Source organism: Streptomyces sp. SCL15-4, from assembly GCF_033366695.1.
Lineage (GTDB): Bacteria > Actinomycetota > Actinomycetes > Streptomycetales > Streptomycetaceae > Streptomyces.
Genome location: NZ_JAOBTQ010000001.1, coordinates 2,439,361 through 2,453,513 on the forward strand (window position 1 = coordinate 2,439,361; position 14,153 = coordinate 2,453,513).

Below are 14,153 nucleotides of genomic sequence, written 5' to 3' on the forward strand. Positions count from 1 at the left end.
AACGGGATCTCTCGCCACAAACACCGCATCCGATGGACGAGAAGCCCCGGCCGGCCGTCCAGGAAGACCTGGGCGAGCCCTGCCGGGGCTTCGTTCGTTCAGGGGCGTCAGGCCGCGCGCGCGGACCTCACGCGGCGACCACGTCCGCGGGCGCCTTGATGGTGACCCGTTCCGGTGGCACACCGGCCACCGACACGGAGCCCAGCATCGGGCGGACCGGCGTGGGCACGGGCTCGGTGGCCCGGGCGGACTGGGCCAGTTCGGCGAGCGCCAGTTCGTCGCTCACTTCCCGCATCAGTTCCGACATCCGTACGTCCAGCGCGTCGCAGATGGCGGCGAGCAGTTCGGAGGAAGCCTCCTTCTGCCCCCGCTCCACCTCGGAGAGATAGCCGAGTGAGACTCGGGCGGACGAGGAGACTTCGCGCAGAGTACGGCCCTGGCGTTGGCGCTGCCGACGCAGCACGTCACCCAGCAGGCGACGGAGCAGAATCATCGGTGGCTCCCTCCTCGGACCGCGTAGCCGCATCCTTCTCGCCCCACCGTACCGCCTTGCGCCGCGGCCGTGCGGGGAGCGATGTCGTGTTCACTCAGGGCTGCAAACATCAAAACCCCCCGTTCCGTTCCGTATCCTGTGCCCGCTCATTCCCAGTCTGTTCGCCCGCAAGCTGCTCCAGGAGCACTGCGAGTACGCTCCGTACACTCTCCATACGAATTTCCGCACGGCTGCCGTTCAACCGCAGCACCCGGACTTTTCCGCCACCGGCAGAACCGGACCGGCCGGTGGTGGGGCCGTCCACGGCCACGAAAACCGTCCCGACGGGCTTGCCGTCCTGCGGATCGGGGCCGGCCACTCCGGTGGTCGCGATGCCCCAGTCGGCACCGAGGAGCTTGCGGACTCCGGCCGCCATCTCGCCCGCGACCTGCGGATCCACCGCACCGCGCTGGGCCAGCAGAGTGTCGTCGACACCGAGCAGGCCGTGCTTCAGCTCGGTGGCGTAGGCGGTGACCGAGCCCCGGAACACCCGGGAGGCCCCGGGCACCCCGGTGATCTCCGCCGCCACCAGGCCCCCGGTCAGCGACTCGGCGACGGCAAGGGTCTCGCCCCTCACGGTCAGTAGTCGCACCAGTTCGGTGGCCTGGGAACTCACGCTTCCTTCTCCTCCAACGCCGCCGCGCGCTCGGCGATTCCCTGCCGGCGCAGGACAATGGCTTGTCTTACGTAGTCGAGGCCCGTCACGACCGTGAGGACGACCGCCGCGGCCATCACCCAGAACCTCAGGGTGGCCAGCCATCCCGTCAGCGCCAGGACGTACATGCCGACGGCCACGCCCTGGGTGAGGGTCTTCAGCTTGCCGCCGCGGCTGGCGGGGATCACGCCGTAGCGAATGACCAGAAAACGCAGCAGCGTGATGCCGAGTTCCCGGCCGAGGATCACGGCCGTCACCCACCAGGGCAGGTCGCCCAGCGCCGACAGGCAGATGAGCGCCGCGCCCATGATCGCCTTGTCGGCGATGGGGTCGGCGATCTTCCCGAAGTCGGTGACCAGGTTGTACGTCCGCGCCAGATGACCGTCGAACAGGTCGGTGATCATGGCGATGGCGAACGCGGCCCAGGCCAGCGAGCGCCAGGCCGGGTCATAGCCGCCGTCCGCCAGCATCAGCGCCACGAAGCCGGGCACCAGGAGCAGCCGGAGCATGGTCAGCAGATTGGCGACGTTCCAGACGCTGGCCTGGTTGACGGCCGCGGCCGTGATCTTGCCGCCGCGGGCGGGCCTGCCGCCTTCGTCGGCGGAACCAGAAGCGGAACCGGAGGCCTCGGACCGGGCGTCGTCGGCAGCGCCGGCGGTGCCCCGGGCGCGGTGCGCGCCGGAGGAGCCGCCCGCGGCGGATGCCGGGACTCCGGTCATCTGCCCGCCTCCTCACTCCACGCGGGTGAGCCGGCCAGCGGCTCGGCCACCAGGTCGACACCTTCCGTGCCGACCACCTTCGCCTCGACCATACGTCCGACGCTCAGGCCCTCGCCGCTCGTGAGCAGCACCTGGCCGTCGGTCTCCGGCGCCTGGTGCGCGGCACGGCCGTGGACGCCCTCCTCCTCGTCCACCGACTCCACCAGGACCCGCACGGTCTCGCCGAGGCGCTCCTCGGCACGCTGCGAGACCAGCTCCTCCGCCAGCCGGGAGATGTGGGCCAGGCGCTCGGCGACGACGTCCTCGTCCAGCTTGTTCTCGTACGTCGCCGCTTCCGTGCCCTCCTCGTCGGAGTAGCCGAAGACGCCGATGGCGTCCAGCCGGGCGCCGTTCAGGAAGCGCTCCAGTTCGGCCAGGTCGGACTCGCTCTCGCCGGGGAAGCCGACGATGAAGTTCGAGCGCACGCCGGCCTCGGGGGCCTTGCTCCTGATGGTGTCCAGCAGCTCCAGGAACCGGTCGGTGTCGCCGAAGCGGCGCATGGCGCGCAGCACGCCGGGCGCGGAGTGCTGGAAGGACAGGTCGAAGTACGGGGCGACCTTGGGCGTGGAGGTGAGGACGTCGATCAGTCCGGGGCGCATCTCGGCCGGCTGGAGGTAGCTCACCCGGACCCGCTCGATGCCGTCGACCGCGGCCAGCTCCGGCAGCAGGGACTCCAGCAGGCGGATGTCGCCCAGGTCCTTGCCGTAGGAGGTGTTGTTCTCGGAGACCAGCATGATCTCCTTCACGCCCTGCTCGGCCAGCCAGCGGGTCTCGTTCAGGACATCGCTGGGGCGGCGGGAGATGAAGGAGCCGCGGAAGGAGGGGATGGCGCAGAAGGAGCAGCGCCGGTCGCAACCCGAGGCGAGCTTGACCGAGGCGACGGGGGAGCCGTCCAGGCGGCGGCGCAGCGGCGCGCGGGGCCCGGAGGCGGGGGCCACGCCCTCCGGCAGGTCGGCCGGGGCGTGGCCGGGCAGCGCCACGGAGGTGGCCGACTGCTGTCGCTCGGCCGGGCTGATCGGCAGCAGCTTGCGCCGGTCGCGCGGGGTGTGGGAGGCGTGGATGCCGCCGGAGAGGATGGTCTGCAGGCGGTCGGAGATGTCGGTGTAGTCGTCGAAGCCGAGCACGCCGTCGGCCTCGGGGAGCGCCTCGGCCAGTTCCTTGCCGTACCGCTCGGCCATGCAGCCCACCGCCACGACGGCCTGGGTTCTCCCGTGGCCCTTGAGGTCGTTGGCCTCCAGCAGGGCGTCGACGGAGTCCTTCTTCGCGGCCTCCACGAAGCCGCAGGTGTTGACCACGGCGACGTCGGCGTCCGCGGCGTCGTCCACGAGCTGCCAGCCGTCCGCCTCCAGACGGCCTGCGAGCTCCTCGGAATCCACCTCGTTACGAGCGCAGCCGAGAGTGACGAGTGCGACGGTACGGCGTTCAGGCATGTGCTCAAGACTACTTTGTCTCACCGACAGCCCACGTCGACGGGGTTGGCGGGGGCCGGCCGACTCCGTCACATCCGCGGGGACGCGGCCCGTCAGCCGGCCACGGGGTCGCCCTTGGTGTAGGTGAGACGCTCCACCGCGCCGGGCCGGAAGGTGTCCTCGATCTTCTTGCCGTTGACGTACAGCTCGATCGCGCCCGCGTCGCCCAGGATCAGGTTGATCTTGGAGTTGTCCTGGAAGGTCTTGGACTGGCCCCGCTTGAGCAGTCCGTCGAAGAGCATGCGGCCGTTGTGGTCCTTGGCGGAGATCCAGCTGCGTCCGTTGGGCGCGCTGACCTGGACGGTGACCTTGTCCTGGGGCGCGGCGGCGATGGCGCTGTCGGAGGGCTCGACGGTGGGCGCGGCCCGCTGGTCCTTCTTCGGCGGGGCCGGGGCGCTCTTGCCGGTGCCGGAGGGGCTGCCCTCGGCGACCTGGGACTTGGAGTCGCCGGCGGAGTCGCCGCCCTTGAACGCGGTGAATCCGACGAACCCGATCACGACGACGATGGCGGCGACCATCGCCGCCGTCCAGTTCGGGCCGCGCCGCTCGGGCCGGATCCGCTCCGCCTCGAACAGGGGCGCGGCGGGGGTGGGCGCGGGACGGCCGCCGTGCTCGGCGTCGTACTGGGCGATCAGTGGTTCGGGGTCGAGGTGGACGGCCCTGGCCAGCGTGCGGATGTGTCCACGGGCGTACACGTCGCCGCCGCAGGGGGCGAAGTCGTCCGCCTCGATGGCGTGCACGATGGCGATACGGACACGAGTGGCGGTGCTGACGTCGTCCACGGTCAGCCCGGCCGCGATCCGCGCCTGCTTCAGGACGCGGCCCACGGAGGGTCGGGCTTCCTGGGACTCGTCTTGGAACGGACGCTCGTCTTCAGGGGAGTTGCCGATGGACACGGGGGCGCCTTTCGAGCGTGTAGCCACCTGTGCTGGAAGCTCAGTCTAGGGGGGTGACGAAAGGGTGGGGCAACCGGACGGTATGACTTTGTACGCCAGCGGAATGGCACGACATGCCGATGGTCGGACAAGCAGGTACCCGAGGGCGAGGCCCCTACCTGACCTTTCGCTCAACTGGACGTACGACAAACCCGAACGGTTGCCTGGTACGTCCTAACGGGTGGGTCACGGCCGCTGGGCCGCCCGGCGCAACCGGGCTGGGCCGGACGGCCGAGCGCGTCACCCCTCGGTCTCTCCCCGGATCATCGCGAGCACACCGTCCAGGTCGTCCGGCTTGACCAGCACGTCCCGCGCCTTGGAGCCCTCGCTCGGGCCCACGATGTTGCGGGACTCCATGAGGTCCATCAGCCGCCCGGCCTTGGCGAAGCCGACGCGCAGCTTGCGCTGGAGCATGGACGTCGACCCGAACTGGGTGGAGACCACCAGCTCGGCGGCCTGGCACAGCAGGTCGAGGTCGTCGCCGATGTCCTCGTCGATCTCCTTCTTCTGCTTGGTGCCCACGGTGACGTCGTCCCGGAAGACGGGCGCCATCTGCTCCTTGCAGTGCCGGACGACGGCCGCGACCTCCTCCTCGGTCACGAACGCGCCCTGCATACGGGTCGGCTTGTTCGCGCCCATCGGCAGGAACAGGCCGTCGCCCTTGCCGATCAGCTTCTCGGCGCCCGGCTGGTCGAGGATGACCCGCGAGTCGGCCAGCGAGGAGGTGGCGAAGGCCAGCCGGGAGGGCACGTTGGCCTTGATCAGGCCGGTGACCACGTCGACCGAGGGACGCTGGGTGGCGAGGACCAGGTGGATGCCGGCCGCGCGCGCGAGCTGGGTGATGCGCACGATGGCGTCCTCGACGTCACGCGGGGCGACCATCATCAGGTCGGCCAGCTCGTCCACGATCACCAGCAGGTACGGGTACGGCTGGAGCTCGCGCTCGCTGCCCGGCGGCGGCTCGACCTTGCCCTCGCGCACCGCGCGGTTGAAGTCGTCGATGTGCCGGTAGCCGTAGGCGGCCAGGTCGTCGTACCTGAGGTCCATCTCGCGGACCACCCACTGCAGCGCCTCGGCGGCCCGCTTGGGGTTGGTGATGATCGGCGTGATCAGGTGCGGGATGCCCTCGTAGGCGGTCAGCTCGACGCGCTTGGGGTCGACCAGGATCATCCGGACGTCCTCCGGGGTCGCCCGCATCATCACCGAGGTGATCAGGCAGTTGATGCAGGACGACTTGCCGGAGCCGGTGGCGCCGGCGACCAGCATGTGCGGCATCTTCGCCAGCGAGTGCATGACGTACCCGCCCTCGACGTCCTTGCCGAAGGCGACCAGCATCGGGTCGTCGTCCTCGGCGGACTCCGCGAGGCGCAGCACGTCGCCGAGGTTGACCATCTCCCGGTCGGTGTTGGGGATCTCGATGCCCACCGCGGACTTGCCCGGGATGGGGCTGATGATCCGCACGTCCGGGCTGGCCACCGCGTACGCGATGTTCTTGGTCAGCGCGGTGATCCGCTCGACCTTCACGGCGGGGCCCAGCTCCACCTCGTAGCGGGTGACCGTCGGGCCGCGGGTGAAGCCGGTGACGGCCGCGTCGACCTTGAACTCGGTGAAGACCTGGGTGAGCGAGGCGACGACCGCGTCGTTGGCGGCGCTGCGCGCCTTGCCGGGGCCGCCGCGCGTCAGCAGGTCCAGGGAGGGCAGCGCGTAGGTGATGTCCCCGGACAGCTGGAGCTGCTCCGCGCGCGCGGGCAGGTCGCGGGGCGCCTCGGGGGCCTTCTTGGTCAGGTCGGGTACGGCCTTGGTGAGGTCGGGTACGGCCCTGGTGAGGTCGGGGACGGCCTTGGTCAGGTCGGGGACGGCCTTGGCCGGGTCGGGTACGGCCGCGGGCCGGGCCTTCTCCTGCTTCGGCCGGGCGGCGGGCACCGGCGCGGGCACCGTGGCGGTGTCCTCGGTCTCGCCCGCGCCCACCCCCTGGCTGAGGTCGGCGACCACCGGGGAGGGCGGCATCCCGTGCAGCACGGCACCGTCCAGCGCGGCGGCGGCCGCCGCGGCGACGTCCACGGCGTCCGGGTGGCGCTGCGGATCCGGCTGGGGCACGGCGGAGCGCCTGGGACGCCCGCGGCGCTGCGCGAGGGCCACGGCCTCGGCGTCCTGCGGGTCGTACGCCCGCGGGGCGCCGGAGCGCCTGCGCGGGCGCGCGGGCGCCGCCTCCCGCCACTCCTCGTCGTAGCCGACCTCCTCGGCGGCGAACCGGTCCGCCTCGTGGTCGTGCAGCAGGCCCAGCACCACGCCGAGCCGCCGCAGCCGCTGCGGGATGGCGTTGACCGGGGTCGCGGTCACCACCAGCAGCCCGAAGATCGTCAGCAGCACCAGCAGGGGGACGGCGAGCACCTCGGTCATGGCGTACGTCAGCGGAGTGGCCGCCGCCCAGCCGATGAGACCGCCGGCGTCCCTTATGCCCTGCATGCCGACGCTGCGCGCGGGCGAGCCGCAGGCGATGTGGACCTGGCCGAGCACGCCGACGACGAGCGCGGACAGGCCGATCACGATCCGTCCGTTGGCCTCCGGCTTCTCCGGGTGCCGGATGAACCGTACGGCGATCACCGCGAGCAGTATCGGCACCAGCAGGTCGAGCCGGCCGAAGGCGCCGGTGACCAGCATCTCCACCAGATCGCCGACGGGCCCGCGCAGGTCCGCCCAGGTGCCCGCGGCGACGATCAGCGCGATGCCGAGCAGCAGCAGCGCGACGCCGTCCTTGCGGTGGGCCGGGTCGAGGTTCTTCGCGCCCTGCCCTATGCCGCGGAAAACGGCGCCGACGGCGTGCGCGAGGCCCAGCCAGAGGGCGCGCAGGACGCGGTAGACGCCCCCCGTGGGGCTGGGCGCCGGCCTCGGCGGCGCGGCCTTCCTGACCACGGCCTTCCTGGCGGGTGCCTTCTTGGCCGGGGCCCTCTTCGCGACGGCCTTCTTCGCCGGAGCCTTCGCGGGAGCCGCCGCCTTCTTGGCGGGCTGCTTCTTGGCTGCGGAGGGACGTGAGGCCATGGTGTGAGGTTACCGGGGGAGACGACAGCGGACACGTGTGCCCACAGCTTCACCCGTTCGTGTCGTGCCTGCCAAGGCGCGAAACTGACGCACGCTCATGCGCAACCCCGGGACAGGCCGGATCAGTTCTGCGAGGGCACCGGGGCGCCGCTGCCGCCCGTGCCCGGCTCCAGTGCGTCCAGGGCACGGCGCAAACCGGTGAGTTTGCGCTCCAGATGAGCCGCCGTGGCCACCGCCGCCGCGTCCGCGGAGTCGTCGTCGAGCTGCTTGGACAGCGCCTCCGCCTGCTCCTCGACGGCCGCGAGCCGCGCGGACAGCTCGGCGAGCAGCCCGGCCGACTCCTTGCCGGCCACCCCGCCCTTGCCGCCGCCCTCCAACTGGAGCCGCAGCAGCGCCGCCTGCTCCCTCAGCTGGCAGTTCTTCATGTACAGATCGACGAACACCGAGACCTTGGCCCGCAGCACCCACGGGTCGAACGGCTTGGAGATGTAGTCCACCGCGCCCGCCGCGTAACCCCGGAAGGTGTGGTGCGGGCCGTGATTGATGGCCGTCAGGAAGATGATCGGAATGTCCCGCGTCCGCTCCCGCCGCTTGATGTGCGCGGCGGTCTCGAAACCGTCCATGCCCGGCATCTGGACATCCAGCAGGATGACCGCGAAATCGTCCGTGAGCAGTGCCTTGAGCGCTTCCTCCCCGGACGATGCCCGCACCAGCGTCTGATCGAGCGCCGAGAGGATCGCCTCCAGCGCCAGCAGATTCTCCGGCCGGTCATCGACCAGGAGGATCTTGGCCTTCTGCACCATGGCCCGCCCTCCTCGCCCCGGCGGTACACCGGGCGCCGCCCCAGGGGACGACTCCCTTTCGCCGCCCGTCCTTGTGCCGGTCATCGTAGCCGCACCCCGCCTGTCACCACACCCTGTCACCGCGATGTCACGGTGCACGTACCGAGAACGCGGCGGGGTCCCGGATGGTTCCCGGAATCCAGGGTTCCCCCGCGTCACCACCCTTCATCATGCAGCAACTCCCCGGGCGCGCCGCGGGTTCCCCCGGTGTTCCCGGCGCGCCCGGCCGTGCCGCCCGGCCGGCATCACTCCGGCCGCATCCACTGGTTCATCACCGACAGCAAGTGATCGGGGTCGACCGGCTTGGTGACATAGTCGGAGGCGCCCGACTGGAGCGCCTTCTCCCGGTCGCCCTTCATCGCCTTCGCGGTGAGCGCGATGATCGGCAGGCCCGCGAACTGCGGCATCCTGCGGATCGCCGTGGTCGTCGCGTACCCGTCCATCTCGGGCATCATGATGTCCATCAGCACCACCGCCACGTCGTCGTGCTGCTCCAGCACCTCGATGCCCTCGCGGCCGTTCTCGGCGTACAGCACCGACAGCCCGTGCTGCTCCAGAACGCTGGTGAGCGCGAACACATTGCGGATGTCGTCATCGACGATCAGCACCTTCTCGCCACCGAACCGCACCGTGGGCGCGGAGTGCTCCTGCTCCGGCACGGCCGTCCACTGCTCGGCCCGCTGCGTCTCCTCGGGCAGGGCGCGCCGCCGCCGCCGGAAGAGCGCGGCCGGGCCGTTCTGCGTCTCCCGGTACGACTTCACCTCGGCCGGCGTCTCGATCTCCGCCGCGGACAGCTCCGAGGAGAGGCGCGCCTCGGAGGCGACCAGGTCACCGGCCTCCAGCGCGGGCGCGGACTGCTGGTAGCCCTGCGGCGGCAGTTCGCTCATGTGCAGCGGCAGATAGAGCGTGAACGTCGAACCGCGCCCGGGCTCGCTCTGCGCGTGGATCTCCCCGCCGAGCAGCTGAGCGATCTCCCGCGAGATGGACAGCCCGAGGCCGGTACCGCCGTACTTGCGGCTGGTGGTGCCGTCCGCCTGCTTGAACGCCTCGAAGATCACCCGCATCTTGCTGGCCGCGATGCCGATGCCGGTGTCGGTCACCGAGAACGCGATCAGCTCACCGGCCGGGTCGGTCAGCGAACCCGCCTCCAGCAACTGCTCCCGGATCGAGTCCGGCACACCCGCGCCGGCCGGCCGGATCACCAGCTCCACCGAGCCGGAGTCGGTGAACTTCACCGCGTTGGACAGCAGATTGCGCAGCACCTGCAACAACCGCTGCTCGTCGGTGTGCAGGGTGGCCGGCAGCTCGGGCGAGACCCGCACGGACAGGTCCAGGCCCTTCTCCGCGGTCAGCGGCCGGAAGGTCGCCTCCACATAGTCCACCAGCTGGACCAGCGCGATCCGGGTCGGCGAGACGTCCATCTTGCCCGCCTCGACCTTCGACAGGTCCAGGATGTCGTTGATCAGCTGGAGCAGGTCGGAGCCCGCGCCGTGGATGGTCTCGGCGAACTCCACCTGCTTCGGCGAGAGATTGCCCTCGGCGTTGTCGGCGAGCAGCTTCGCCAGGATCAGCAGCGAGTTGAGCGGGGTGCGCAGCTCGTGCGACATGTTGGCGAGGAACTCGCTCTTGTAGCGCATCGACACCGCGAGCTGCTCGGCGCGCTCCTCCAGGACCTGCCGGGCCTCCTCGATCTCGGTGTTCTTCACCTCGATGTCCCGGTTCTGCCGGGCCAGCAGCTCGGCCTTCTCCTCCAGTTCGGCGTTGGACGCCTGCAGCGCCTTCTGCCGGTTCTCCAGCTCGGCCGACCGCTCCCGCAGCTGCTCGGTCAGCTCCTGCGACTGCTTGAGCAGCTGCTCGGTCTTGGTGTTGACCGAGATGGTGTTGACGCTGGTCGCGATCATCTCGGCGATCTGGTTCAGGAAGTCCTTCTGGATCTGCGTGAACGGCGTGAAGGACGCCAGCTCGATCACACCGAGCACCTTGCCCTCGAACAGCACCGGCAACACGATGACCTGCGCGGGCGGCGCCTCCCCGAGCCCGGAGGAGATCTTCAGATAGCCGCTGGGCGCCCGGTCCACCAGGATCGTGCGCTTCTCCTGGGCGGCCGTGCCGATCAGCGCCTCACCGGGCCGGAACGACGTCGGCATGGAGCCCATCGAGTAGCCGTACGAGCCCAGCATCCGCAGTTCGTAGTCGTCCTCGCCGTTGCCGACGCCCTTGCCCTCCATCAGCGGCATCGCCAGGAAGAACGCGCCGTGCTGCGCGGACACCACCGGCGTCAGCTCGCTCATGATCAGCGAGGCCACGTCCTCCAGGTCACGGCGGCCCTGCATGAGGGAGGAGATACGGGCCAGGTTGCCCTTGAGCCAGTCCTGCTCCTTGTTGGCGATCGTGGTGTCGCGCAGGTTGGCGATCATCTTGTTGATGTAGTCCTGCAACTCCTGGATCTCGCCGGCCGCGTCCACGTCGATCTTCAGGTTCAGGTCACCCCGCGTCACCGCGGTCGCCACGCGCGCGATGGCCCGCACCTGCCGGGTCAGGTTCTCGGCCATCTCGTTCACGGACTCGGTCAGGTCGCGCCAGGTGCCGTCCACGTCACGCACGCGCGCCTGGCCGCCCAGCTGTCCCTCCGTGCCCACCTCGCGGGCCACCCGGGTGACCTCCTCGGCGAAGCTGGACAGCTGATCGACCATCGTGTTGATCGTCGTCTTCAGCTCCAGGATCTCGCCGCGGGCGTCGATGTCGATCTTCTTCGTCAGGTCACCCTTGGCGATGGCCGTCGTCACCATGGCGATGTTGCGCACCTGACCGGTGAGGTTGGACGCCATCTGGTTCACCGACTCGGTGAGGTCCTTCCAGGTGCCGGCCACCCCCGGCACATGCGCCTGACCACCGAGGATGCCGTCCGTGCCCACCTCGCGGGCCACCTTGGTGACCTGGTCGGCGAACGAACTCAGCGTCTTCACCATGGTGTTGATGGTGTCGGCGAGCTGCGCCACCTCACCGCGCGCCTCGATCGTCACCTGCCGGGTCAGATCGCCGTTGGCGACGGCCGCGGCCACCTGCGAGATGTTGCGCACCTGCATGGTCAGGTTGTTGGCCATCAGGTTGACGTTGTTGCTGAGGTCCTTCCAGATGCCCGTGACGCCCGGCACGTGCGCCTGGCCGCCCAGGATGCCCTCGGTGCCCACCTCACGGGCCACCCGGGTCACCTGCTCGGCGAAGCTGGACAGCTGATCGACCATCGTGTTGACCGTCGTGACGAGTTCGAGGATCTCGCCCTTCGCGTCCACGGTGATCTTCTTCGACAGATCGCCCTTCGCGACCGCCGTCGTGACCTCGGCGATGTTGCGCACCTGGATCGTCAGGTTGTTCGCCATGAAGTTCACGGACTGCGTGAGGTCCTTCCAGGTGCCGGAGACCCCCTGCACCTCGGCCTGACCGCCCAGGATGCCCTCCGTACCCACCTCCCGGGCCACGCGCGTGACCTGGTCCGCGAACGACGACAGCTGGTCCACCATCGTGTTCAGCGTGTTCTTCAGCTCCAGGATCTCCCCGCGCGCGTCCACGGTGATCTTCTGGGAGAGGTCGCCGCGCGCCACGGCGGTGGCGACCTGCGCGATGTTGCGCACCTGGGCCGTCAGGTTGCCCGCCATGCCGTTCACGGAGTCGGTCAGGTCCCGCCACACACCGGCGACCCCGGGCACCTGCGCCTGACCGCCGAGCCGGCCCTCGGTACCCACGTCCCGCGCGACCCGGGTCACCTGGTCGGCGAAGGCCGACAGCTGGTCCACCATCGTGTTGATCGTGTTCTTCAGCTCGAGGATCTCGCCGCGCGCGTCGACGTCGATCTTCTGCGACAGGTCACCGCGCGCCACGGCCGTCGTCACCTGCGCGATCTGCCGCACCTGTGACGTCAGGTTGCCGGCCATGAAGTTGACGGAGTCCGTCAGCTCCTTCCACGTGCCCGAGACGCCGTCCACCCGGGCCTGACCGCCGAGGCGGCCCTCCGTCCCCACGTCCCGGGCCATCCGCGTGACCTGGTCGGCGAAGCTCGACAGCTGGTCCACCATGGTGTTCACGGTGTTCTTCAGCTGGAGCATCTCGCCCGAGACGTCCACGGTCACCTTCTGCGACAGATCACCGTTCGCCACCGCCGTCGTCACCTGGGCGATGTTGCGCACCTGACCGGTGAGGTTGCGGAACGCGGTGTTGACGGAGTCCGTCAGGTCCTTCCACGTACCGGCCGCACCCGGCACCTGCGCCTGGCCGCCCAGCTCGCCCTCGACACCGACCTCCCGCGCGACCCGCGTGACCTCCGCGCCGAACGACGACAGCTGGTCCACCATGCCGTTGACGGTGTTCTTCAGCTCCAGCATCTCGCCGGCCACGTCCACGGTGACCTTCTGCGACAGATCACCGTTGGCCACGGCGGTCGTCACCGTCGCGATGTCCCGCACCTGCGTCGTCAGGTTCCGGAACACCGTGTTGACGGAGTCCGTCAGGTCCTTCCACGTACCCGCCGCACCCGGTACGTTCGCCTGCCCGCCGAGCCGCCCCTCCGCGCCGACCTCGTTCGCCACCCGGGTGACCTCGTCCGCGAAGATCCGCAGCGTCTCGGTCATCTGGTTGATCGTCTCGGCCAGCCGCGCCACCTCGCCGCGCGCCGGAACGGTGACCTTCTGCGACAGGTCACCGCTGGCCACGGCCGTCGTCACCTGCGAGATCCCGCGGACCTGCGCGGTCAGGTTGCCCGCCATCGTGTTGACGGAGTCGGTCAGCTCCTTCCACACACCGGCCACCCCGGGCACCTGCGCCCGGCCGCCGAGGATGCCCTCCGTGCCCACTTCCCGGGCCACTCGCGTGACCTCGGAGGAGAAGGCCGACAACTGGTCCACCATCGTGTTGACGGTGTTCTTCAGCTCCAGCATCTCGCCGGCCACGTGCACGGTCACCTTGCGCGACAGATCGCCCTTGGCGACCGCCGTCGTCACCAGGGCGATGTCCCGCACCTGTGCGGTCAGCCGGTCCGCCATCGTGTTGACGGACTCGGTCAGGTCCTTCCACGAACCCGACATCCCGCGCACCCGGGCCTGCCCGCCGAGCTTGCCCTCGGTACCGACCTCGCTGGCCACGCGCGTGACCTCGTCCGTGAACGTCGACAACTGGTCCACCAGGTTGTTGACGGTACGGCCGACCTTCAGGAACTCCCCGCGCAGCGGATGCCCCGTCCCGCCGTCCGGCGCCTGCGTCCGCAGCTCCATCCGCGGCGACAAGTCACCCTCGGCGACCGCCGTCAGCACCCGGCCGACCTCCGAGACGGGCCAGACCAGATCGTCCACCAGCGCGTTGGAGTGCTCGATGGCCGCGGCCCAGGAACCCTCGCAGGCCGCCGTCTCCAGCCGTTCCGTGAGTTTTCCCTCACGCCCCACCATGCGCCGCACCCGCGCCAGCTCACCGGTCAGATGCAGATTCCGGTCGGCCACCTCGTTGAAGACAGCCGCGATCTCCGAGATCACGCCGTCCCCGGAGACCGTCAGCCGCTTGCGGAAGTTCCCGTCCCGCATCGCCACGAGGGCCGCCAGCAGCCGGTTCAGCGCGGCCGTGTCCACGGTCGTGGTGCCGCCGCTCCTGCCCAGGGACGGTCCGCCTTTCGCGCGCGTCTTCGTGCCTCGCGTCGCCGCGCCAGACTCCACTGTGTCCCTCCCGGAGGGGTAGACCGTTACTGCTGTGCTCGGCCGCTTCGGCCCGGCGTGCCGTCACCGGCATACCGGGCGCTTCCACGAACCGGTTACTTCTGCGTATGTCCACCGGACGGGATCCGGCCACACCTGGGGCTGTTGCCCGTAGTGCGCCCGGCACACGCGGCCCGGTCAGACCTTCGTCAGAAGCTTGCCCAGTGTTTCACCCCGGCCGAACCCGG

The 14,153-nt window shown here is 70.1% G+C and carries 8 protein-coding genes; all 8 read right to left on the bottom strand.

Features of this window, described 5'->3' with window-relative positions; all coding sequences use genetic code 11:
• Positions 1-127 precede the first annotated feature (127 nt).
• Positions 128-493 (bottom strand): helix-turn-helix domain-containing protein, encoded by a 366-nt coding sequence (locus tag SCK26_RS10100; protein ID WP_318200947.1) that lies wholly within the window; start codon positions 491-493, stop codon positions 128-130.
• Between the two features lie 109 nt (positions 494-602).
• Positions 603-1,148 carry a CinA family protein gene (locus SCK26_RS10105; protein WP_318200948.1) on the bottom strand — a complete coding sequence of 182 codons (546 nt, stop codon included), beginning with the start codon at positions 1,146-1,148 and terminating at the stop codon, positions 603-605.
• Entirely contained in the window at positions 1,145-1,906 is a 762-nt protein-coding gene (pgsA, locus tag SCK26_RS10110) for a CDP-diacylglycerol--glycerol-3-phosphate 3-phosphatidyltransferase (RefSeq protein WP_318200949.1), read from the bottom strand. The genes SCK26_RS10105 and pgsA overlap by 4 nt, the downstream gene beginning before the upstream one ends.
• Complete coding sequence (gene rimO / locus SCK26_RS10115) at positions 1,903-3,375, bottom strand: 30S ribosomal protein S12 methylthiotransferase RimO (RefSeq protein WP_318200950.1); 1,473 nt, start codon at positions 3,373-3,375, stop codon at positions 1,903-1,905. Before rimO ends, pgsA begins: the two co-directional genes overlap by 4 nt.
• A 92-nt stretch (positions 3,376-3,467) precedes the next feature.
• Positions 3,468-4,310: a helix-turn-helix domain-containing protein gene (locus tag SCK26_RS10120; protein ID WP_318200951.1), complete on the bottom strand. Its 843-nt coding sequence runs from the start codon at positions 4,308-4,310 to the stop codon at positions 3,468-3,470.
• Between the two features lie 279 nt (positions 4,311-4,589).
• Positions 4,590-7,388, bottom strand: coding sequence for a DNA translocase FtsK (locus tag SCK26_RS10125; protein WP_318200952.1), 2,799 nt, complete (start codon positions 7,386-7,388; stop codon positions 4,590-4,592).
• Between the two features lie 122 nt (positions 7,389-7,510).
• Positions 7,511-8,191, bottom strand: a complete 681-nt coding sequence (locus SCK26_RS10130) for a two-component system response regulator (RefSeq protein WP_318200953.1) — start codon at positions 8,189-8,191, stop codon at positions 7,511-7,513.
• A 284-nt stretch (positions 8,192-8,475) separates the two neighbouring features.
• A complete protein-coding gene (locus tag SCK26_RS10135; protein WP_318200954.1) occupies positions 8,476-13,926 on the bottom strand; it encodes a HAMP domain-containing protein in 5,451 nt (1,816 codons plus the stop codon).
• Positions 13,927-14,153 lie beyond the last annotated feature (227 nt).